This is a genomic window from Mycobacterium sp. IS-1590 (assembly GCF_001500025.1).
Lineage (GTDB): Bacteria > Actinomycetota > Actinomycetes > Mycobacteriales > Mycobacteriaceae > Mycobacterium.
The window spans coordinates 162,569-184,932 of the sequence record NZ_LQIW01000001.1 but is presented as its reverse complement, the minus strand read 5'-3'; the positions used below and the strand labels follow the sequence as shown (position 1 = coordinate 184,932).

General features: G+C 66.2%; 22 protein-coding genes. 5 read left to right on the top strand and 17 right to left on the bottom strand.

Annotated elements, in window-relative coordinates; all coding sequences use genetic code 11:
• Nucleotides 1-27: 27 nt before the first annotated feature.
• Both ddaH and rocD read left to right on the top strand, forming a co-directional pair.
• Nucleotides 28-879 (top strand): dimethylargininase, encoded by an 852-nt coding sequence (gene ddaH, locus AU197_RS00845; RefSeq protein WP_064400499.1) that lies wholly within the window; start codon nt 28-30, stop codon nt 877-879.
• Nucleotides 852-2,087, top strand: a complete 1,236-nt coding sequence (rocD, locus tag AU197_RS00840) for an ornithine--oxo-acid transaminase (RefSeq protein ID WP_064400498.1) — start codon at nt 852-854, stop codon at nt 2,085-2,087. The genes ddaH and rocD overlap by 28 nt, the downstream gene beginning before the upstream one ends.
• 22 nt (nt 2,088-2,109) lie before the next feature.
• Here rocD and AU197_RS00835 read toward each other — a convergent pair whose 3' ends face one another.
• The 5 genes from AU197_RS00835 to AU197_RS00815 form a co-directional block, all read right to left on the bottom strand.
• Entirely contained in the window at nt 2,110-2,961 is an 852-nt protein-coding gene (locus tag AU197_RS00835) for a mycofactocin-coupled SDR family oxidoreductase (protein ID WP_197415421.1), read from the bottom strand.
• A gap of 151 nt (nt 2,962-3,112) precedes the next feature.
• Complete coding sequence (locus tag AU197_RS00830) at nt 3,113-4,357, bottom strand: arginine deiminase (RefSeq protein ID WP_064400497.1); 1,245 nt, start codon at nt 4,355-4,357, stop codon at nt 3,113-3,115.
• Between the two features lie 20 nt (nt 4,358-4,377).
• Nucleotides 4,378-5,826 carry a basic amino acid/polyamine antiporter gene (locus tag AU197_RS00825; RefSeq protein WP_064400496.1) on the bottom strand — a complete coding sequence of 483 codons (1,449 nt, stop codon included), beginning with the start codon at nt 5,824-5,826 and terminating at the stop codon, nt 4,378-4,380.
• Entirely contained in the window at nt 5,823-7,307 is a 1,485-nt protein-coding gene (nhaC, locus tag AU197_RS00820; RefSeq protein WP_064400495.1) for a Na+/H+ antiporter NhaC, read from the bottom strand. Before nhaC ends, AU197_RS00825 begins: the two co-directional genes overlap by 4 nt.
• Nucleotides 7,308-7,381: 74 nt before the next feature.
• Nucleotides 7,382-8,221 (bottom strand): SHOCT domain-containing protein, encoded by an 840-nt coding sequence (locus AU197_RS00815; RefSeq protein WP_064400494.1) that lies wholly within the window; start codon nt 8,219-8,221, stop codon nt 7,382-7,384.
• 80 nt (nt 8,222-8,301) lie between these two features.
• Between AU197_RS00815 and AU197_RS00810 the strand changes: the two genes are divergently transcribed.
• The gene (locus tag AU197_RS00810; protein WP_064400826.1) at nt 8,302-9,711 is read left to right on the top strand and encodes an MFS transporter; all 1,410 of its coding nucleotides are present in this window, start codon (nt 8,302-8,304) and stop codon (nt 9,709-9,711) included.
• On the opposite strand, the gene AU197_RS00805 is transcribed toward AU197_RS00810, so the two are convergent.
• The 8 genes from AU197_RS00805 to AU197_RS00770 all read right to left on the bottom strand — a co-directional run bounded on the left by AU197_RS00805 (nt 9,659) and on the right by AU197_RS00770 (nt 17,178).
• Nucleotides 9,659-10,531, bottom strand: a complete 873-nt coding sequence (locus tag AU197_RS00805; RefSeq protein ID WP_064400493.1) for a cutinase family protein — start codon at nt 10,529-10,531, stop codon at nt 9,659-9,661. The two genes, AU197_RS00810 and AU197_RS00805, sit on opposite strands and share 53 nt — an antisense overlap.
• Before the next feature lie 204 nt (nt 10,532-10,735).
• A complete protein-coding gene (tuf, locus tag AU197_RS00800; RefSeq protein WP_064345574.1) occupies nt 10,736-11,926 on the bottom strand; it encodes an elongation factor Tu in 1,191 nt (396 codons plus the stop codon).
• 162 nt (nt 11,927-12,088) lie between these two features.
• Nucleotides 12,089-14,194, bottom strand: coding sequence for an elongation factor G (gene fusA / locus AU197_RS00795; RefSeq protein WP_082696465.1), 2,106 nt, complete (start codon nt 14,192-14,194; stop codon nt 12,089-12,091).
• Nucleotides 14,195-14,289: 95 nt separating this feature from the next.
• Nucleotides 14,290-14,760: a 30S ribosomal protein S7 gene (gene rpsG, locus AU197_RS00790; RefSeq protein WP_064400139.1), complete on the bottom strand. Its 471-nt coding sequence runs from the start codon at nt 14,758-14,760 to the stop codon at nt 14,290-14,292.
• Nucleotides 14,760-15,134 carry a 30S ribosomal protein S12 gene (gene rpsL / locus AU197_RS00785; protein WP_064345572.1) on the bottom strand — a complete coding sequence of 125 codons (375 nt, stop codon included), beginning with the start codon at nt 15,132-15,134 and terminating at the stop codon, nt 14,760-14,762. The genes rpsG and rpsL overlap by 1 nt, the downstream gene beginning before the upstream one ends.
• Nucleotides 15,135-15,452: 318 nt before the next feature.
• On the bottom strand, nt 15,453-16,040 hold the full coding sequence (locus tag AU197_RS00780) for a TetR/AcrR family transcriptional regulator (RefSeq protein ID WP_064400492.1): 588 nt from the start codon (nt 16,038-16,040) through the stop codon (nt 15,453-15,455).
• Nucleotides 16,041-16,117: 77 nt separating this feature from the next.
• The gene (locus tag AU197_RS00775; protein WP_064400824.1) at nt 16,118-16,645 is read right to left on the bottom strand and encodes a DUF3558 domain-containing protein; all 528 of its coding nucleotides are present in this window, start codon (nt 16,643-16,645) and stop codon (nt 16,118-16,120) included.
• 2 nt (nt 16,646-16,647) lie between these two features.
• Nucleotides 16,648-17,178 carry a DUF3558 domain-containing protein gene (locus AU197_RS00770; protein ID WP_064400491.1) on the bottom strand — a complete coding sequence of 177 codons (531 nt, stop codon included), beginning with the start codon at nt 17,176-17,178 and terminating at the stop codon, nt 16,648-16,650.
• Between the two features lie 86 nt (nt 17,179-17,264).
• On the opposite strand from AU197_RS00770, the gene AU197_RS00765 reads away from it, so the two are divergent.
• Nucleotides 17,265-17,699, top strand: a complete 435-nt coding sequence (locus tag AU197_RS00765) for a DUF3060 domain-containing protein (RefSeq protein WP_064400490.1) — start codon at nt 17,265-17,267, stop codon at nt 17,697-17,699.
• 2 nt (nt 17,700-17,701) lie between these two features.
• Nucleotides 17,702-18,109 (top strand): DUF3060 domain-containing protein, encoded by a 408-nt coding sequence (locus AU197_RS00760; RefSeq protein ID WP_064400823.1) that lies wholly within the window; start codon nt 17,702-17,704, stop codon nt 18,107-18,109.
• Between the two features lie 108 nt (nt 18,110-18,217).
• Here the strand turns inward: AU197_RS00760 and AU197_RS00755 are convergent, their stop codons facing one another.
• The 4 genes from AU197_RS00755 to AU197_RS00740 are packed head-to-tail and all read right to left on the bottom strand — an operon-like array spanning nt 18,218 to nt 22,327.
• Complete coding sequence (locus AU197_RS00755; RefSeq protein ID WP_064400489.1) at nt 18,218-18,982, bottom strand: crotonase/enoyl-CoA hydratase family protein; 765 nt, start codon at nt 18,980-18,982, stop codon at nt 18,218-18,220.
• On the bottom strand, nt 18,979-19,737 hold the full coding sequence (locus tag AU197_RS00750) for a PaaX family transcriptional regulator C-terminal domain-containing protein (RefSeq protein WP_064400488.1): 759 nt from the start codon (nt 19,735-19,737) through the stop codon (nt 18,979-18,981). The genes AU197_RS00755 and AU197_RS00750 overlap by 4 nt, the downstream gene beginning before the upstream one ends.
• A complete protein-coding gene (locus AU197_RS00745) occupies nt 19,737-20,675 on the bottom strand; it encodes a crotonase/enoyl-CoA hydratase family protein (protein ID WP_064400487.1) in 939 nt (312 codons plus the stop codon). Before AU197_RS00745 ends, AU197_RS00750 begins: the two co-directional genes overlap by 1 nt.
• A complete protein-coding gene (locus AU197_RS00740; RefSeq protein WP_064400486.1) occupies nt 20,672-22,327 on the bottom strand; it encodes an acyl-CoA dehydrogenase family protein in 1,656 nt (551 codons plus the stop codon). Before AU197_RS00740 ends, AU197_RS00745 begins: the two co-directional genes overlap by 4 nt.
• Between the last annotated feature and the right edge of the window lie 37 nt (nt 22,328-22,364).

Below are 22,364 nucleotides of genomic sequence, written 5' to 3'. Positions count from 1 at the left end.
ATCAGGGCCGGTATCTACCGTTGATTCATGACGTCCTTCGGTGTGGCTGCCCCCTCCCGGTCCGGTCGCCGGCGCCGGCGTGACGTCCGACTGCGCCACTTCGTCATGACACCGCCGACGTACTTTGCCGTCGAATACTCGATCAACCCGTGGATGGACATCGAGGCGCCCGTCGACACCGCACTGGCCCTGGCTCAGTGGGAGCGATTGCGGCGCACATATCAGGAACTCGGACACGTCGTCGACCTCGTCGAGCCCGTCCCGGGTCTGCCCGACATGGTGTACGCCGCCAACGGCGGGCTGATGGTCGGCGGTACAGCGGTGGTCGCGAAATTCGCCTACCCGCAGCGCGCGGGTGAAGCAGCCGCGTACGGCGATTGGATGGGCCGCCACGGCTACGTACCCGTACAGACGCGCCACACCAACGAAGGCCAGGGCGACCTGCTGGTCGCGGGTTCGATCCTGTTGGCCGGATACGGGTTTCGGACCGATCGCCGTGCGCACAGCGAGATCGCCCAGGTGGTGGGGCGGCCGACCTACAGCTTCGAATTGGTCGACCCGCGGTTCTACCACCTCGATACCGCCCTCGCGGTGCTCGATGAGACAACGATCGCGTACTACCCACCCGCATTCAGCAACGCCTCGCGGGTGAGCCTGCGCACGCTGTTCCCCGATGCCATCGAGGTGGCCAGCGCCGACGCCTACGCCTTCGGCCTCAACGTGGTGTCAGACGGGTGCAACGTCGTCCTGCCGGCCGCGGCGACCGGCTTCGCCGCCCAACTGCGCGGGGCGGGATTCAACCCCGTCGGCGTCGACCTCTCCGAGCTGCTCAAGGGCGGCGGATCCGTCAAATGCTGCACGTTGGAGGTACATTCGTGACCACGCTGGAAGCGACAGGTGCGGCGATCGCGATCGACGACCACTGTGTGGCGCACAACTATGCGCCGCTTCCGATTGTCGCAGCGAGTGCCGAGGGCGCGTGGATCACCGATGTGGAGGGCCGCCGCTACCTGGACTGCCTGGCCGCATACTCGGCCGTCAACTTCGGCCACCGCAACCCCGAGATCACCGCGGTCGCGCACACCCAACTGGACACCGTGACGTTGGTCAGCCGCGCGTTCCACTCCGACCGGCTCGCGCCCTTCTGCGCGGCGCTGGCCGAGCTCTGCGGCAAGGACATGGTGCTGCCGATGAACAGCGGTGCCGAAGCGGTGGAGACCGCGATCAAGGTCTCCCGCAAATGGGGTACCGACGTCAAGGGCGTTCCCGCTGGTGACGCGAATATTGTGGTGGCGCACAACAACTTCCACGGCCGCACGACGACGATTGTCAGCTTCTCCGACGACGAGAGCGCCCGCCGCGGTTTCGGACCCTACACCCCCGGATTTCGCGCTGCGCCGTTCGGTGACGCCGCCGCCTTCGCCGAGGCGATCGACGACAGCACGGTCGCGGTGCTGATCGAACCGATCCAGGGTGAGGCCGGCATCATCGTCCCGCCCGACGACTTCCTGCCGCGCCTTCGCGCGATGTGTACGCAGCGCAACGTGCTGTTGATCGCCGACGAGATCCAGTCCGGCCTTGCCCGCACCGGGAAGACGTTCGCCTGCGAGCACTGGGCAGTGGTGCCCGACGTCTACCTGCTCGGAAAGGCGCTCGGCGGCGGTGTGATGCCGTTGTCGGCGATGGTGGCCGACTCCGACGTCCTCGGTGTCCTGCATCCCGGCGAGCACGGATCCACCTTCGGCGGCAATCCGCTGGCCGCCGCGATCGGCTCGACCGTGGTGGCGATCTTACAGCGGGGCGAATTCCAATGCCGCTCAGCTGAACTGGGGGCGCACCTGCACCGACGGCTGCAGTCGCTCGTCGGTCGCGACGTCGTGGCGGTCCGCGGCAAGGGTCTGTGGGCCGGCGTCGACATCGACCCGGCGTCGGGCACCGCCAAACAAATCAGCCTGCGCCTGGCGCAGCGCGGGGTCCTCGTCAAGGACACCCACGGTTCGACCCTGAGATTCGCTCCCCCGCTGGTGATCACCGAGCACGAGATCGACTGGGCCATCGACCAGTTCGCCGCCGCCCTGGCCGGCTAGCTAGCCGCCCGCGGACGAAACATCAGTGTTTCATCGCGCCGCGGTCGACGGCGATCTGGCTGCCGGAGAGCGTCTTCGAACCGTCACCGGCCAGCCACGCGACGACGTCGGCCACTTCCTCGGGTTCCATGAAGCCCTGCAGACCCTTGTTCTCCTCGTCCAGCGGGTTGTAGGGCATCGGCGCGAAGCTGTGCAGATAACTCGGATGCTTGGCGAAGATCGCCATCATCGCGTCCTTCTCGACCATCGGTGTCTCGATGGAGTACGGGTGGATGGAGTTCACCCGGATCCCGAACTCGCCGGCCTCGATCGCCAAGGAATTGGTGAGCGCGGTCAGCCCGTGCTTGGACGCCGCGTAATGCGCGTTGCCGGGCGTGGCCTTCAACCCGGCCGACGAGCTGACGATGATGACCGATCCGCCGTTGCCCGCGGCGATCATCGCCGGCAGCGCCGCCCGGACGGTGCGCCACGTCCCGTTGAGGTTGACGTCGATGACGGTGTCCCACTGCTCTTCCGACATCTCCCAGATGCGGCCCCAGCTGAGCACACCGGCGTTGGCGACCAGGATGTCGAGCCGGCCGAACTGCTCGACACCGTCGGCCACCACCTGCTGCAGCGCGGCCAAGTCCCGAATGTCGACCTCGCGGGCGAGCACTTTGCGGCCGGTCGCCTCGACCGCGCGCACCGTTTCGGCCAAATCCTGCGACGTCGGCATCGGGTAGGTGATGGTCTCCGAGATCGGGGCACAGATGTCGATCGCGATGATGTCGGCACCCTCGCCGGCAAGCCGGACCGCATGCGCCCGACCCTGCCCGCGCGCGGCGCCGGTGATGAATGCCACTCGGCCTTCCAGGGGTCGGTTGATCGCCGTCACCGCTGCTCCTTCCGGAAACCCGCCCTCACCGCGAGCGACCGTGTCGGTACACGACACACCGCCCCGGCGCGGACATCCGCGGTCGCTCGCCGGAGGTGAGAGCCCGCGGACAGGCTAACAGCCGAACTGGAACGTGTTCTAGAAGCCGAAGCTAGTCGATGGGGTCGCGGATGATCGGGCAGGTCATACAGTGCCCGCCGCCACGACCCCTGCCCAATTCGGCGCCGACGATGGTGATCACCTCGACACCGGCGCGGCGCAGCAGCGTGTTGGTGTGGGTGTTGCGGTCATAGGCGAACACCACGCCGGGTTCGACGGCGACCAGGTTGTTGCCGCTGTCCCACTGCTGACGTTCCGAGTCGTAGGCCGTTCCGCCCGTCTCCACCACCCGCAGTTCGCTCAACCCGAGCGCGGATGCCACGACCTCGACGAAGGGCTTGTGCGCCTCGACCACCTCGACGCCGGGGGCGGTGTCGCTGGGGTAGAGCGTGAATGTCTCCATGGCGTCGACGATCTCGGGATAGATGGTGACCACGTCGCGGTCGGCGAACGTGAAGATGGTGTCCAGGTGCATGGCCGCCCGCAGCTTCGGCATACCGGCGACGATCACCTGCGTCGCCGCGCCCTCGTCGAACAGCTTCGCGGCCACCTGCGTGATGGCCTGCCGCGACGTCCGCTCACTCATTCCGATGATGACGACGCCGTGGCCGGGCACCAGGACATCGCCCCCTTCGAACGTGGCGAGCCCCCACGACTGCTCCGGATCGCCCCACCACACCCGCGAGCCGACGAAGTCGGGATGGAACTGGTAGATCGCCTTCATCAGCAGCGTCTCGTCGTGCCGGGCGGGCCAGAACAGCGGGTTGAGCGTCAGCCCGCCGTAGATCCAGCAGGTGGTGTCGCGGGTGTACAGCGTGTTGGGTAGCGGAGGCATCAAATACTCGGTTATCCCTGCGTTTTCGCGTGCCAGGGACCGGTAGCCGGAGTGCAGTTCTCTCGGCAGGTCCCGGATGGACATGCCGCCGATCAGTAACTCCGCCAGCCGTCGTGGCTGTAGTTCGTCCAGGAACCCGCGGGTATCGTCGACGAGGCCGAGGCCCACTTCGTTGGCGACGATCTTGCGGTCCAGCAGCCACGCCTTGGCTTCTGGGATGGCCATCGTCTCGGCGAGCAGTTCATGCAGTTCGACCACCTCGACGTCGCGCTCACGCATCTTGTCGATGAAGTCGAAGTGGTCGCGCCGGGCGTTCTGCACCCACAGCACGTCGTCGAACAGCAGCGCATCGCAGTTGCTCGGGGTCAATCGCTCGTGGGCGAGGCCGGGCGAGCAGACCAGCACCTTGCGCAGCTTGCCCACCTCGGAGTGGACGCCGTAATCAGCAGATCGGTTTACCACTTCGATTCCTCTCGTGTGCACTAGATTTCGATCGCGCCGGTTGACAGCGACACCACGGCGACGACCGCGCCGAGCACGATCACGCCGAACAGAACGGCCTCGACTGGGCGGAACACGCGCAGGCCGCGTTCTCTGCGGGCCCTGAAGTAGAGCGCGGCCGCCGGCGCATAGAGGAGGCAGGACAGCAGCAGCTTGTCCATCCCCGCGGCGTAGACGAGGAACAGGGTGTACACGGTCGCGATCGCGGCGATGATCATATCGCCGACGAGTGACCTGCCGTCCTCGTAGGTTTCGCGCGTGGCCGTCAGCTTCAGGGCGTACGCGGCCGCGAGCAGATACGGGATCAGCGACAGCGCGGCGGTGAGGTCCAGCATGAAATCGAGTGCGTCCGCGGCGAACAGCAGCGCGACGAGCAGGAGCGTGGTCAGCGCCGCGGCCATGACCAGCGCGGCGACGGGGGCATCGTGGCGGTTGGTCCGCGCCAGAAACCGCGGCATGTCATCCGATTTCGCGGGGATGAACAGCACCTCCGCTGCCATCAATGTCCATGCGAGGTAGGCCCCGAGCACCGAGACGATCACGCCGACCTTGATGAAGACCGCACCCCAGGGGCCGACGATCGACTCCAGTACCGCCGCCATGGACGGCTGGTTGACACCTGCGAGTTCGTCCTGCGGCAGCACGCCGTAGGAGACCAGCGTGACCATCGCGAAGACGCTGAGGACGCCGAGGAAGCCGAAGACCGTTGCCCGCCCGACATCTTCGCGCCTGCGCGCCATGCGCGAATACACTGCCGCGCCCTCGATGCCCAGGAAGACGAAGACCGTGATCAGCATCGTGCCCGTCGCTTGATCCCAGATCGATGCGAACGAGTATCCGCCGTCGGCGCCCCAGAAGTTGTCCGCGAAGACGCCGGCTTCGAACGCGACGATGGCGATCACGATGAACGTGAGGATCGGCAGCACCTTGGCGACGGTGACGATGTAGTTGATCACCGCGGCATCCCTGACCCCGCGCATGACCAGCGCAGCGAAAAGCCACACCCCGACGGCCGAAACCACCACCGCCAGCACGGTGTCGCCCGCGCCGAACGCCGGAACCACCGCGCTGAGCGTCGTGGTGATCAGGACCCAGTACGACACGTTGCCCGCGCAGGCCGACGCCCAGTAGCCGATGGCGGAGTTGAATCCGACGTAGTCCCCGAAGCCGGCCTTGGCGTAGGTGAAGATGCCGGCATTCAGTTCCGGTTTACGGATCGCCAGACGCTGGAACACGAACGCCAACATCAGCATCCCGGAGCCGGCAATGGTCCAGGCGATGATCGCGCCGAGCACGCCGGTCTCGGTTCCGAAGCGTCGAGGAAGCAGGAACACGCCCGAGCCGATCATCGACCCGACCACCATCGCGGTCAGGGTCGGCAGGCTGACCTTCTGTTCGGTCTGTTCGGTGCGGGTCTCGGCTGAGGTCATGTCGCTTCCGCTTCCTCGGTGGGTGAGGCCTTGACGAGTTTGAAGCCGGTGTAGCCGTACACCACGCTGAGAAGCGGGCTGGCGATGTTGAAGACTGCGAAGGGCAGGTACGCCAGCGTCGACACTCCGAGCACCGCGCTCATGAACGCGCCGCAGGAGTTCCACGGTACGAGTGCCGACGTCACCGTGCCGCTGTCTGCGGCCAGGCGCGACAGGTTCTGCGGTGCGAGCCCGCGTTTTTCGAACTCGAGCCGGAAGACGCGGCTCGGCAGCACCAGTGCGATGTATTGGTCGCCCGCGACGATGTTGAGACCGATGCCGGTGGCGAACACCGAAAGATAAAGCCGCCCGGTAGTTTTCGCGGCTGCGATCATCGGATTGACGAGTCTGTCGATCAGCCCGAACTGCTCGAGCAACGCGCCGAACGTCACCGCGCCGATGATCAACCAGATGGTGAGCAGCATGCTGTCCATACCGCCGCGAGACAGCAGTCGGTCGATCTCGCCGATCCCCGAGTCTATGGTGAAGCCGTTGGCCATCGCACGCCACACCGCCTGTATCGATCCGACGATCACATTGGCGCTGCCGTGGATCGCGCGCACGAAGCCTTCGACGACGTCGTGTTGCAGGACGACGGCCTGCGCTCCGGCCCACAGCGAAGCCGCCAGCAGCGCCAGCGATGCCGGCGCCTTGCGGACGGACAAGACGACGAGGACCGCAAGGGGCAGGAGGTTCAGCGGGGTGATCGAAAAGATCTGGCTGAGCTTGGCGAGCTCGACCTCCTCACCGACGGTGTCCAGTGGCGGTGGCCCGGCGACCCCCAGGATCGTGAACACAACCGCCGCGATCACGAACGCCGGCACCGACGTCCACGCCTGACTACGGATATGCGTGTAGAGGTCGACCTTGACCATCTGCGCGGTCAGGATCGTCGTCTCCGACAACGGCGAGAGCTTGTCGCCGAGGTAGGCCCCGGAGATCACGGCGCCCGCGGTGACGGCCGGCGACACCCCGAGCATCGTCGCGATGCCGACCAGACCGACGCCGACGGTTCCCGCTGTGGTCCACGAACTTCCGATCGACATCGCGACGACACCACAGATGATCGCGGTGGCAACGTAGAAGTAGCCCGGCGAGAGCACCAGAATTCCGTAGTAGACCAACGTCGGGATGGTGCCGGATAAGTTCCATGTTCCGATCAGTGCGCCGACAGCAAGCAGGATGAACAGCGCGCTGGTGATCGACGACAGTGCGCCTTGGCCCGCCTCTTGCACTGCGCTCCAACGGTGCCCGTTTTTCAGCGCGATCAGAGCCGCGACGGCACAGCACAGCACCAACGCCACCTGGATGGGCCCGTCGAGCGCGTCCAGTCCGAAAAGCGCTATCGAGCTGCCGATCAGCGCGGTCAGCGCGACCAACGGAATGATGGCATCGGCCAGCGACGGACTCCGGATCGCCCTTTGCTCCAGCGAGTCCGTCATGGCAGCACCCCTACGGGGGCGCAACGCAGCACGACGAAACGGTATCAGCCGACGACGGAGTACAGGCCGAAAAGCTAGAGGTCAGCGATTATTTGCTGACGCTTCGCCGTGTATTCGTCCTCGGAGATCGAACCCATCGCACGCAACGTCTCGAGTTCCTGCAGGCGCTGCGCGGTCGACGGTTGAGGGGGCGCCATGGAGGTCGCCGCAGTCGGGGCAGCGGGAGGCGGCGACGGTGCCGTGCTCGCGGGTGCCTGATGAGCCGCAGCCCGGCGCACCACTTCCTGAACCTGTTGGCGTGCAGCGGGGTTCGACCTCAGGTCGATCATGTTGTTGAGCCCGATGTTGTTCGCCTTGAGGATGTGCAGAATCTCCATCAACGGCTCTGTCTGGCCGGTCAGATCGTATGTCCTGTTGTCTTCGGCGATGGTGAAGGTGGCGGGCATCATCCCGCTTATCAAACCGCTTCGCTCCCAATCGATCTGATACTGGCTTGTCATCGGGTCCACGAGCGCGACGAGTTTTCGGCTGGTGATCATCGGCAGCCTCGAGATCGAGGCGATCACCCGGTCCTGGCTGGCGAACGGCACGATTCCGGGTCCCGAGATCTGCAGGTCCAGCTTCACCAGCGGTTGTTCGTTGATCCGCGTTCCGGTTTCGTGGATACCGGTGACTTGGGCAAGCGCCAGCACTCCCGTCTGCTCGAGCGCGGCGGTCCTGGCGGCCGATCGGGCTCCCCCGGCGGTGATTGCCAGCGCGATCAGCACATCGGCGGCCGTGATCAGCAGCCCCGTCCAGAACATCCACTTCAGCATCGGGTCACCACCCGTGGCGAAATAGATCACCAGGAAGATCGGTCCGACGATCCCGCACAGCAGCACGAAGGCTTGGACCTTGATGTAACGCCACAACATCGCCTGTCACGCTCCCGTCGTCCACGATCTGCGTGTCACATTAATGCCAAATGACCGCGTGCGAGCCGTATCGTCGGGCGATGCCGTCGGGAGCAGAGACCCGGTCGCGATGGACCCTCGGCGCTGTCGCGACGGCGCTGTTCTGTGTGCAGATCGACTACTTCGCGATGAATCTCGCCGTCACACGGATGGCCGACGAGTTCCACACCAGCACAACGGACCTTCAGTGGATCATCAGCGTGTACATGCTGGCCCTGGGCACCTTCATGGTGCCCGCGGGCCGTATCGGCGACATCTTCGGCCGCCGCCGGGCCCTGCTGACTGGCGTGGCGTTGTTCGGGGCGGCTTCCGTGGCCTGCGCGCTGGCACCGTCTGTCGGCGTGCTGATCGCTTTCCGGGTGGTGCAAGGGATCGGTGCAGCCATGATCTTCCCCGTGTCCGTCAGCGTGCTGACCAACGCCTACGAGAGCGGTAAGGCCAGCCATGCGATCGGGGTGGCTTATGGCATAGCGGCTTTGGGGAACGCCGCAGGTCCACTCATCGGCGGGCTGTTCACCGACACCGTCGGCTGGCGATGGATCTTCTGGCTGAACCTGCCACTGACCCTGGTGTCGCTCGCGATCGGGGCGCGCGTCATCACCGAGTCCTTCGACGAATCGGCGCCACGGCGTATCGACGTGGCGGGGCTGGCGCTCATCAGCACCGGAATCGGATTGTTCACCTTGACCTTTGACCGCGCGCCCGGCCGGGGCTGGCTCTCCGTGACGACGCTGATCGCGTTCTCCGGATCACTGCTCGCGTTGGCCGCGTTCGTCGTCGTCGAGAACAGAGTCCGGTGGCCGCTGGTGGATCTGTACCTGGTCCGCAACGCGAGGTTCACGGTTCTGGTGATGGCCGGCGCCGTCGCGAACATCGCGTACGCGATCACCATCTTCTTGTCCACGCTGTCCCTGCAGGAGGTCCGCCGGCTCGATCCGCTGACCGCCGGACTGGTCTTCCTCGGTCCGTCGGCGGGCGCAGCCATCGGCGGCGTACTGGCCGGCAGGCTCGCCGGTCGCCGCGCACCGGTAACCGTGATGGGTACGACGACGGTCGCCGCCGCCTTGAGCCTCTGCGCGCTCGCCGGATCCCGCGGGTGGACGCTGTATCTCCTCGCGCTGAGCGCATGCGGCCTGATGCTCGGCCTGGTTTATGCGTTCACGACTGTCGCGACGCAGGCGGTGGTGCGTCCCGAACGGGCGGGAGAGGCAGCGGGGGTCACGCTGACGGTATTGGTATCGCTGGCCGGTGTGGGTGTGGCGGTGTCGTCGACCGTACTGGAAATGTTGCAGCGCAACGGAATGCCAGCTGCGGGTGCGATCGACGCCATACTCGCCGTGCTCGGCGTGGTTCTCCTGGCCGCGGGCGCCGCGGTGCTGTCGAGCGCCCGGCGATCGGCTACTCGCCCGGCGCCGTCGCAGCCATCGGTGTCGCCGCCGCCAGCGGTGTGACCGGAAGCGCCTCGGACGCCTGCGGGGTGACCGGGCCGGGGCCGATGAGTTGATACAGCGGCTGGGTCCACCGGTATCCACCGGAAGAGTTCGTGTAGCTGGTGTGGATGAGCGTCGAGACCTTCGACACTTCTTCGGCGTCGGGGTCGTAGTCGCAGACCGCATCGCCGAGCTCACACACGCTGATCGTGCGTGCGCCGATGGCCGGCGGGAGCGGTTTCGGCGCGTGGGCGAGAATCGGCCAGTCCTGGGCGACCCCCTTGCCGGCGCCCGGGACGCTGGTGACCGAGCCGATGTTGATGGTCGGGTCGGCGGGCAGGCGGTCGCCGTCGGCGATCAGCAGCGCGGCCACCACGTTCGGATTCGTCCCGGCGGCGTGCAGATTGCGGTGCACCACCATCGCGCCCTGGGAGTAACCGGCCAGCACCACCTTCGACTCGGGGCAACGCTGGGTGAACGCCGTGTACTGCGACTCGAGCGCGGCTGCGCCGGTGTCGACGCTGCCCATGAAGCCCATCCACTCCCCGACGCCACCGTCGTCGTCGGGCACCGGGACAGCGGGATATTCGACGGCCTCGGCCGTCATCGTCCGACCGTCGGCGGCCACCAACTGCTGCACGTCGAGGTAGGACTGGTAGATGTCGTCGCCCATTCCGGCGTTCGAGCTCAGGTCGCCGTCACGCTGTCCTGACCCCGCGGCGCCGAACCAGTGCACATCGGGGCAGCCGGGTGCGGCCTGAGCCGAAGCGGTGGAAAGACCCGCGAATGCGGCGCCCGCGATCGCGGCGGCGCTGGCGAGCGTGGTGAGACGACCGAACATGAACCCTTACCCTTCTCCGCCCCGACCAGGGCATACGCGAAGTACATCGTCGCGGCGTCCACCGGCGTTACTCCCCACGTTCGCGAGACGTACACCAGGGTCGCGGTCGTCGAAGAATCGCAGCCCTGTTGTACGTCTCGCGAAGCACATATACGAAAGCGGCGCCCACCGGAAAGGTGAGCGCCGCTTCGCAGCAGTCGAAAACTACTTGACGATCTTGGTGACCCGGCCGGCGCCGACGGTACGACCGCCCTCGCGAATCGCGAAACGCAGACCCTCGTCCATCGCGACGGGCTGGATCAGCTTGACGGAGATGTCGGTGTTGTCACCGGGCATCACCATCTCGGTGCCCTCCGGCAGCGTCACGACGCCGGTCACGTCCGTGGTGCGGAAGTAGAACTGCGGACGGTAGTTGTTGAAGAACGGCGTGTGCCGGCCACCCTCGTCCTTGGACAGGATGTAGACCTGACCCTCGAACTCGGTGTGCGGCGTGGTGGTGCCGGGCTTCACGACGACCTGACCGCGCTCCACGTCCTCACGCTTGATGCCGCGCAGCAGCAGACCGACGTTGTCGCCGGCTTGGCCCTGGTCGAGCAGCTTGCGGAACATCTCGACACCGGTGACCGTGGTCTTGGTGGTGTCGGGGCGGATGCCGACGATCTCGACTTCCTCGTTCACGTTGATCACGCCACGCTCGACGCGACCGGTGACCACGGTGCCGCGGCCGGTGATCGTGAAGACGTCCTCGACGGGCATCAGGAACGGCTTGTCGGTCTCGCGGACGGGGTCCGGGATCGACTCGTCGACGGCCTCCATGAGCTCCTCGACCGACTTGACCCACTTCTCGTCGCCCTCGAGGGCCTTGAGCGCCGACACGCGGATGACGGGGGCGTCCTCGTCGAAGTCCTGGGCGGCCAGCAGTTCGCGGACCTCCATCTCGACGAGCTCGATGAGCTCCTCGTCGTCGACGGCGTCGGCCTTGTTCAGCGCGACCAGGATGTAGGGCACGCCAACCTGACGGGCGAGCAGCACGTGCTCACGCGTCTGCGGCATCGGGCCGTCGGTCGCCGCGACCACCAGGATCGCGCCGTCCATCTGGGCGGCACCGGTGATCATGTTCTTGATGTAGTCGGCGTGACCGGGGGCGTCGACGTGCGCGTAGTGGCGCTTGTCGGTCTGGTACTCCACGTGGGAGATGTTGATCGTGATGCCGCGCTGACGCTCCTCAGGCGCATTGTCGATCTGGTCGAATGCGCGCGACTCGTTCAACTCCGGGAACTTGTCGTGCAGCACCTTGGTGATTGCTGCGGTCAGCGTCGTCTTGCCGTGGTCAACGTGACCGATGGTCCCGATGTTGACGTGCGGCTTCGTCCGCTCGAACTTCGCCTTCGCCACTGTGTGGTCCTCCTGGACTGTTAGTGCTTGTCTAAAGCAGTGTTGATCTTTGCAGTTGTTTCTCGCCGCGACGCAACCGGGGTTACTGCCCGGTCGCCTTCGCGCCACTCATGGCTCGACTCCGGGCCAGCTCCGCTCCTCCGGCCTGGCGGCCGTCGATGCTCACTGCCCCGTCGCCTTCGCGATGATCTCCTTCGACACGGCCGCCGGAACTTCGGCGTACGAGTCGAACACCATGGAGTAGTTAGCCCGGCCCTGGGTCTTCGACCGAAGGTCGCCGACGTAGCCGAACATCTCCGACAGCGGTACCAGCGCCTTGACGACGCGGGCACCCGATCGCTCCTCCATGGCCTGGATCTGACCACGGCGGGAGTTCAGGTCACCGATCACTTCACCCATGTAGTCCTCGGGTGTGGTCACTTCGACCGCCATGATCGGCTCGAGGATCACCGGCTGCGCAGCCTGTGCCGCCTTCTTCAGCACCTGCGAACCTGCGACCTTGAAGGCCATTTCCGACGAGTCCACCTCGTGGTAGGCGCCGTCGAGCAGCGTTACCTTCAGGTTGACCAGCGGGTAGCCGGCCAGCACGCCGTACTGCATGGCGTCCTGGGCGCCGGCGTCGACCGACGGAATGTACTCGCGAGGGATACGGCCACCGGTGACCTTGTTCTCGAACTCGTAGGTCGCCCCGTCCTCGCCGGTGAACGGCTCGAGGTCGATGAGGACCTTCGCGAACTGGCCGGAACCACCCGTCTGCTTCTTGTGGGTGTACTCGACCTTCTCGACCTTGCGCCTGATGGTCTCGCGGTAGGCCACCTGGGGCTTGCCGACGTTGGCCTCGACCTTGAACTCGCGCTTCATCCGGTCGACGAGGATGTCGAGGTGAAGCTCGCCCATACCCCCGATGACGGTCTGGCCGGTCTCCTGATCCAGGTGGACCTTGAACGTCGGGTCCTCTTCGGCCAGCTTCTGGATCGCCGTGCCGAGCTTCTCCTGGTCACTCTTGGTCTTGGGCTCGATGGCCACCTCGATGACCGGGTCCGGGAACGTCATCGACTCGAGCACGATCTGCTCGTTCGCGTCCGACAGGGTGTCACCTGTGGTGGTGTCCTTGAGACCGATCACCGCGTAGATGTGCCCCGCACTCGCCCTTTCTACGGGGTTCTCCTTGTTGGCGTGCATCTGGAACAGCTTGCCCAGCCGCTCCTTCTTGCCCTTGGTGGAGTTGATGACCTGTGAGCCGGACTCGACCGTGCCGGAGTAGACGCGGACGTAGGTCAGCTTGCCGAAGAACGGGTGCACGGCGATCTTGAACGCCAGCGCCGAGAACGGTTCGTCGACCGACGGCTTGCGGCTGATGGCCTCGTCCTCTTTACCGGGCACATGACCCTGCACCGACTCCACGTCCAGCGGCGACGGCAGGTAGTCGATGACGGCGTCGAGCATGGGCTGCACACCCTTGTTCTTGAACGCACTGCCACACAGGACGGGGTACAACTCCGAGCCGACGGTCAGCTTGCGGATCGCCGCCTTGATCTCGGCGACCGTGAGCTCCTCGCCGCCGGCGTACTTGTCCAACAGCTCCTCGTCCGTCTCGGCGACGGCCTCGATCAGCTTGGTGCGGTACTCCTCGGCCTTCTCGGCGAGGTCGGCCGGAATGTCTTCGACCTCGTACTTCTCGCCGAGGGCGGTTTCACCGCGCCACACCTTGGCCTTCATCTCGACCAGGTCGACGACGCCGATGAAGTCGTTTTCCGCGCCGATCGGCAGCTGGATCACCAGCGGCGTGGCCCCCAGGCGCTCCTCGATGGTGCGCACGGTGAAGTAGAAGTCGGCGCCCAGCTTGTCCATCTTGTTGACGAAGCAGATGCGCGGAACGTCGTACTTGTCGGCCTGCCGCCAGACCTGTTCGGACTGCGGCTCCACACCTTCTTTACCGTCGAACACCGCGACGGCGCCGTCGAGCACACGCAGGCTGCGCTCCACCTCGACGGTGAAGTCGACGTGGCCGGGGGTGTCGATGATGTTGATCTGGTTGTCGTTCCAGAAACAGGTGACAGCCGCGGAGGTGATGGTGATACCGCGCTCCTGCTCCTGCTCCATCCAGTCGGTGGTCGAAGCACCGTCGTGCGTCTCACCGATCTTGTAGTTGACACCCGTGTAGTACAGGATGCGTTCGGTGGTCGTGGTCTTACCGGCATCGATGTGGGCCATGATGCCGATGTTGCGGACCTTGTTCAGGTCGGTCAGCACGTCCTTCTGTGCCACAGAAGTCTTCTCTTTCGCTTGGTAGTTGGTGTTGTCATTTCGCCCCGGCGACACCGCTCTGTGCCATGCGTCGCTCGCGACTCCGGGGCGTCACATCACCAGCGGTAGTGCGCGAACGCGCGGTTTGCCTCGGCCATCTTGTGGGTGTCCTCACGCCGCTTCACGGCGGCACCCAGGCCATTGCTGGCGTCGAGAATCTCGTTCGCCAGACGCTCGATCATGGTCTTCTCACGACGGGCTTTGGAGAAGCTGACCAGCCAGCGAAGTGCCAGCGTGACCGAGCGATCCGGACGCACCTCCACCGGAACCTGGTAGGTGGCGCCGCCGACGCGACGGCTACGGACTTCGAGGGCCGGCTTGACGTTGTCCAGAGCGCGCTTGAGGGTGACCACCGGATCGGTGCCGGTCTTGTCGCGGGCCTGTTCGAGCGCACCATAAACAATGCGTTCGGCCAGCGATTTCTTCCCGTCCATCAGCACCTTGTTGACCAGCTGAGTCACCAGCTGCGACCCGTACACCGGATCGTTGACCAACGGACGCTTGGGCGCCGGTCCCTTGCGCGGCATCAGCTCTTCTCCTTCTTCGCGCCGTAGCGGCTGCGCGCCTGCTTGCGGTTCTTCACACCCTGGGTGTCCAAAGAGCCGCGGATGATCTTGTAGCGCACACCGGGCAGGTCCTTCACACGGCCGCCGCGCACCAACACCATCGAGTGCTCCTGCAGGTTGTGGCCCTCGCCCGGGATGTAGGCGGTGACCTCGACCGCGCTGGTCAGCTTGACGCGCGCGACCTTCCGAAGGGCCGAGTTCGGCTTCTTCGGGGTGGTTGTGTACACGCGGGTACACACTCCGCGGCGCTGCGGGCTGCCCTTGAGGGCCGCGGTCTTCGCCTTGGCGGGCTTGTCGTGGCGACCCTTGCGGACCAGCTGCTGGATGGTTGGCATCTACCGGCTTTCTGTGTTGCTGCTTTTTAGTTCTGGTAAGTCTCTGTACTGCGCTTTTGCCCCGGACACGTACCCCGCGACCGGGTGTGTCGCACGCGCCCGTCCGAAGCAGGTCGAAGGCAACTTGAAGGCATTGCCTCAATTCTCGGAGCATGGCGACATGCGAATTGGCCCGGCGTGCAGGCACGCTTTGCAGGTCCTTTTGGTGCACGCACCTGCGAAGCGCCTTATCTGCCAGGCACGATCGTCCACAATACCAGCACCGGGGCAGCGCTCCAAACCCGTCGCAGGTGCCCTAACCGCAGGTCAACGAACGTTCTACCGACGTTCCATTCCAGATGCCAGTCGCATGACCATGTCGCTGTACACCGCGTCGGTGTCGATACCGTCCATCGCCCCGGTCATTTCCAGCAGGACGAAGCCGTGCATGGCCGACCAGAATTCCAACGCCGCATAGAACGCGTTCTCGCCCTCGAGTCCATACGAACCCAGGACCGCGATGACGGGGGCGGCGGCCGCCCGGGTCACTTCGGTGAACTCCGGGTCGTCACCACCCAGCGGCATCCTGGTGAAGGCCGAATAGCGTCCTGGATGGTGATGCGCATAGCTGCGGTAAGCACTGGCCATCGCGGTCACCGCGTCGTCGCGGGTGCGGCCCTCCGCGACGTTGGTAAGCATGCCGATGATGTCGCCGACGACGCGCATTCGCACTGTTCTGCGCAGGTCTTCGAGGCTGTTCACGTGGTTGTACAGCGACGGGCCCTTGGTGCCGAGTTGGGTGGCGAGCGCGTTGATGGTCAGCGCGTCCCAGCCTTCGCGATCCAGGAAGGTCAGCGCCGCGTTGACGATGGTCTCGCGGCTGAGCCGGGGGACTCGCCGAGCCGACGTGCTCGGGGGCTGTGCCATGCGCGCTTCGCCCCCTGCCGTCTCGTCTGCCCTTAGTTGATACCCGGAGAAAACTAACACCTCTAGTTCCCTGGCAGTCAGTTGACGCGCTCCTGGCTGAGCTCGGCGAGTTGTTCGGTTATCGAGCACAGATCGGGCAGCGTCGCGGGGTTCATCGTCTGGATCGACCACGTGATGACGTCGCCGCCCTTGGCCACATAGAAGCTGCAGGCATTTGCGTCGAACGCCTTGAAGCCCTTGTTGCCGTCGACGGAGAGTTCGGTCAAGGTGCGGCCGGCCTGTTGTTCCAGGGAACGCTCGGTGTCCATATCGCTGCCGCGGTACCACCAGGTCGAGATCCCCATCCCCGCGCCGACGGTGCCGAACATGGTGTTCTCCTGCCAGAAGCAGCCCGCGTCACTGACCACGGCCTTGGTGAAGCCGTCCGACCCGGCCGCCGCCGCGATGTCGGTGTCGGTGATGCCGTTGCAGTCCACGGCGCGGAACCCACCGCCCGGGTTCACCGTCGACGCAGTCGTCGGCGCGTCATCGGACGATCCGCACGCCGTGAGCGCTGCGGCGCAGGCGGCGAGCGCGACGAGGTGGCGATGCCAGCGGGCGGACACCGTCACATCTCCGATTTCAGGGTGGCCGACAGGAGCTTCTGCGCTTCCCGGCACGGATCGCCGGCGCGCTGATCGCGAAACTGCACCCACCAGCTCAGCACCCCGCTGCCCGCCGCGGCGGTGACCGAGCAGGCGGCGCCGGTGATGTCGCGGCGCGCGATGAACGCCGGGTGGCGCTCCACCACGGTCTCGGTGATCGTCGCGCCGCGCTCGGTGGCCAGCGCGCGTTCGCGATCGAGGCTTCCGGTCTGGAACCAGGAGAACGTCGCGTCGATGGTCACCTCACCGCGGAAGGCCACGTACTGGCAGACCGCTCCGCTGTAGGGCCGCACGACGCTCTCGCCGCCCAAGATCTCCTGCACGGTGTCGTCGTCGAGCAGGGCGCAGCGGTCGTCGACGTAGCCGTAGTTGCGTTCGGGATCTGGCACGGCGGGTGTGGCCCGCTGCGCGCTTCCGCTGACGGTCTCAGCACACCCCGCCACCGTCACCACCGCCACGACCGCCGCGACAGCAATCGGAAACCGCCAACGCATCGCCGCTCACGCTACCCAGCGCGACCGTTAATAGCGACTCGGGTGAACGTCTGTGGATCTCGTCGCCCGCGTCGTACGCTTCGTCAATGATGTGGACAGCTGTGAGCCGGTCACTGGCGGCGTCGGCCGTGGTGTTCCCGCTGATCCTGACGGCCCCCGTGGCGCAGGCACAACCGGTGGTCTGCAACCCGCTGGCGCGGGAGTGCGCCGATAACAGTGTCGTCGGCCGCCATCAGGGAACCGACACCACCATCACGGGTATCGGTGTCGTCGAGACCATCGACTGCGCCAACTCCACGCTGCTCGTCAACGGCGCGAACAACCAGATCACCACGTTGGGAACCTGCTGGGCGGTCACGATGCAGGGCAACGGCAACGTCGTGGTCGCCGACAACGTGATCAACGACATCACGGTGTACGGCTGGGACCAGACCGTGTTGTACAAGAACGGAAATCCGATCGTCTTGGACCGCGGACGGGAACTGGGGATGACCAACCGCATCAACCGGGTACCCGCATGACCATGCGCGCCACATCCATCGCCCATCCCCTCATCGGTGTCATCGCGGCGGCGTTTCTGATCGCGGGCTGCGGATCCGAAAGCTCGGACACCAACACCCCCACCGCGACGGCGGGCAGCTCCGGCGCCCAGGTCGAGGTTGGCAACACGATCAACTACGGCTCGTTCGGCACGACCGCCGACATCGACTGCGCCGACGGCAAATCGCTGAACATCGGCGGGTCGAACAACACCCTCACGGTGAAGGGCACCTGTGCGAACGTGAACATCGGCGGCGCCGACAACAAGGTCACCTTCGAGCGGGTCGACAAGGAAATCAGCGTCGTCGGCCTCAACAACACGGTGACGTACAGAGACGGCGATCCGAAGATCAACGACACCGGCAACAACAACAAGATCAGCAGGGGCTGAAAACCCCTTCCCCTAACTGCCGCGAGCGTCCGTGTTTGCCCTTGAACACGCCGCGGTTTCCCGACATTCCGCGGTCCCTCGCGGCGGGTCAGCGTCCGCACACTGTCGCTAGGCGTTGGCGCCGTGCCTGCCCGCGCCGGCCGCGAAACGGGCTGCCCCTTCGAGGGATTCGGCGGCGACGCGCGACATGCTGCCGAACTCGAAGTCCATTGCCTCGGGCTCCGAGCGGCCCCACTGGTTCAGAGCCGACAGACGGTCGGCACGCATGCATTTCTGAGGCAGCTGGGCCAGTTCGGCGGCGAGTTCCTCGGCCCGCCGGCGCGCTTCCCCGTTGGGCACCACGCGGTTGGCCAAACCCATCGCCAGGGCCTCGGCGGCGTCGACGGCGCGACCGGTGAGGATGAGATCCATCGCCCGGCTGTGCCCGATCAACCGCGGCAACCGGACGGTCCCCCCATCGATCAGCGGGACACCCCAACGCCGGCAGAACACCCCCATGACCGCGTCCTCCTCGACGACGCGCAGATCGCACCACAACGCCAGTTCCAGACCGCCGGCCACGGCGTAGCCGCTGATCGCCGCGATCACCGGTTTGGACAACACCATTCGGCTGGGCCCCATCGGGCCGGGACCTGTGCGGTGCACCGGGTTGGCATCGGGAGTCCCGAATGCCTTCAAATCGGCTCCGGCACAGAATGTCCCGTTGTCGCCCCACAACACCGCGACCGCGGCCGAGTCGTCCTTGTCGAACTGGTCGAAAGCGGCGTACAACCCGGCGGCGGCCGGGCCGTTCACGGCGTTGCGCGCCTCCGGACGATTCATGATCACCGTCGTCACGGGGCCGTTCTTCTCGACCCGCACTCCACCCGTCATCTCGCCTCCGTCAGTTGGTCACGTCGCGTGAGCGACAATCCGGTGCTGTCGCGCCGCGCAGACAACTGCGCGGCGAAGTCGTTGTAGGCCTGGCGCAGCGCGGCGCCCGGCCAGCCGTCGGGCAGCAGTTCCTCCGGCAACACCGGATCGGTGAGCAGGTGGCGCACGATGGCGGCCGCTGCGATGAACCGGTCGGGAACGTCTGGCGCCGAGTTGATTTCGTCGAGCAGCAACTGACCCTCGCGCGCCCACGCCGGCAGGTCCCACAGCAGCGAGACCAACTCGGCGGGTGCTTCGTCACGGGAGATCAACACCCTCACCCGCCGCATCACCTCGGGCGGCAACGCCGTGTCCAGGTTGTCCGGTCGCAGCCACAGCCCTTCGCGCAGTTCGGCGAATCGGCTGTCCTGCAGAGTGCTTCGCAGCCCAGCCCTCGAGCGGGGATCGGACCCGACGCTGGTGATCACCACCGTGGTCCAGTCGCCCCGCCACGGCCGCAGCCGGGGGTTGATGGCGTCGTCCTGCCGCCGCTGCCGGGCCAGCAGGCGGTCGGACAACCGGTAGCCGTCCTCGGAACGAACCAGGTCACCCGCGCCGACCATCCGCGTCAACGCGACCCGCACCGTCGACTCCCTGAGGCCGAAATCCGCTGTGAGCTTGATCAGTTCACTCGCGGTGGCCCACGCCGGGTGCGCCCCGAGCAGAACACTGAGCACCACGGAGCGGGCCGTCATCCGCGAGAGTGACTTCGGCATCAGACGTCGGACGCCCTGCGGCCGTGGTCGCCGAACGGCTCGTCACGCTGTCGGACGGCTTCGCGGAATCCGTGTTCGCGCGACTGCGCGACGAACTCGTGCCCTTCCGGGGTGTGGCGGGCGATGCCGTCGAACACGGTCGACACCATTGCGCTGTTGGCCGTCCCCTGGGAATAGAGAGCGGAGTTCATCGCCAGCTTGACCATGATCAGCTGGTTGATCGGCACGCAGGCTATTCGTTCCACCAACCGTTCGGTGCGTGCGTCCAGGTCCTCGGGGGACGGCGCCTCGACCGCCAGCCCCCACTCGGCGGCCTGCGCTCCGGTGATCGAATCCCCGGTGAGCAGAAGGCGTTTGGCGCGCTGGTCGCCGAGGCGATGCGCCCACATCCCGGCCGCGGGGACACCCCACACGCGGGTAGGCGGGTAGCCGATCTTGGCGTCCGAGGCGGCGATCACCTGATCGGCGTGCAGCGCGATGTCGGTGCCGCCGGCCACGCAGTAGCCGTGGATCTTCACCACTGTCGGCTTGTCGCAGTGCATCAGGCTGGAGAAGCCGCGGACGAACCGGCTCATCATCTGGTAGTCGATCATCGGATCCCATGGTTGATTCGGCAGGTGGTTGACAGCCTGCGTCCTGCCCGACAGCACAGTGTCGCGATAGGGGCTGCCGCCACCGGCCGATGACGACCCCTCGGCGTAGGCGGACAGATCGAATCCGGCGCAGAACCCTTCGCCCCGACCGGAAACCAGGATCACGTGAACGTTCGGGTCGAGGTCGGCGCGTTCGACGAGCGCGGACAATTCCAGCGGCGTGTCCGCGACGATGGCGTTGCCCTTCTCCGGTCGGTTGAACGTGATGCGGGCTACCCGGCCGGTGACCTCGTAGGTCATCGTTTTGAGGTTGTCGAAGTCCACCGGCCTGATCGCGTGGGTCATCCGTTGTCGGTCCTGCCCGCGTCCGGAGCCTTGACCAATGCGCGTTCGATGATCGGCGCGAGATCGAGTCCGGTGGGCAGGGTTCCGAACGCGCCACCCCAGGAGCCACCCATCCGGGTGGCCAAGAACGCCTCCGCGACGGCGGGATGGCCGTGGCGTACCAACAGCGATCCCTGCAGGGCAAGGCTGATGTCCTCGGCGACCTTGCGGGCGCGGTACTGGATGGTTTCGAGGTCACCCAGGGCCGGTCGCAAGGCCTCGACGTGGGTATCGAGTCGCGTGTCCGCACCCGCGGTCCGACCGAGTTCGTCGAACAGCACGTCGACGCACTCCGGGCGAGTTGCCATGGCCCGCAACGTATCCAACGCGCTGATGTTGCCCGAACCCTCCCAGATGCCCATCAGCGGTGCTTCCCGGTACAGCCGCGGCATGCCCGACTCCTCGACATAGCCATTGCCGCCAAGGCACTCCATGGCCTCGGCCGCGTGCGGGGTGGCGCGTTTGCACACCCAGTACTTTCCGGCCGCCAGCCCGATACGCCGCAGCAGGGTTTCGCGGGTGTCGCCGCGCACCGCCGCATCTGTCGCGCCGGCCATGCGCATCGCGAGGATCGTGGCCGCCTCGGCCTCGACCGCGAGGTCGGCCAACACGTTGCGCATCAGCGGCTGGTCGATCAGATACTCGCCGAACGCCTTTCGGTGCTGCGTGTGATGGATCGCGCGGGCCAGCCCGTTGCGCATGCTGGTCGCGCTGCCGAGGGTGCAGTCCAGACGCGTCAGGTTGACCATCTCGATGATGGTCGGCACGCCGCGGCCCTCTTCGCCGACGAGCCACGCGACAGCGCCGTCGTATTCCACCTCGGAAGACGCGTTGGCGTGGTTGCCGAGCTTGTCTTTCAGCCGCTGCAGGAACATCCGGTTGCGGCTGCCGTCGGGCAGGACCCGCGGCAGCAGGAAACACGAGAGGCCGCCGGGCGCCTGCGCGAGCACCAGGAAGATGTCGCACATCGGCGCCGAGGTGAACCATTTGTGCCCGCGCAGTGAGTAACTGCCGTCGCCGTTGGGGGTCGCCTCGGTGGTGCCCGCGCGCACATCGGAGCCGCCCTGCTTCTCGGTCATCGACATGCCCGCGGTGATGCCGGCCTTGGTGGTGGGCGCCTTCAGCTCGGGGTCGTACTCGCGGCTGACCAGCAGCGGCTCGTACACCGCCGCCAGGTCGGGGTTGTGCCGCAGCGCCGGCACCACGGCGTAGGTCATCGAGATCGGGCAGATGTGACCGGGTTCGGGCGTCCACACCGAGGTCTTGGCGGCGCGCACGACGTGGGCGCCGGGCCGGTCGTCAGCCCACGGCGCGGCGTGCAGACCGTGCTTGATGGCCACGGTCATCAGCGAGTGGTAGGCGGGGTCGTACTCGACCTCGTCGACGCGGTGGCCGTAGCGGTCGTGAGTGCGCAGAATCGGCTGGTTGCGGTCGGCCAGCTCGCCCCACCGCTGCGCCTGCCGCGAGCCCGACAGCGCGCCCAGCTCGGTGACCTCGTCGAGGCCCCATTCACCGCCCTCGCGGATCAGCGCCTCGGTGAGTACCGGTGACGTCGCCGGGTTGTAGCCCTCCAGCGGCGGGACCTGGTTGGTGACGACATGCGTATCGGCCATGAGACCACTATTACACTTTCACGAACAGCTGCACAAT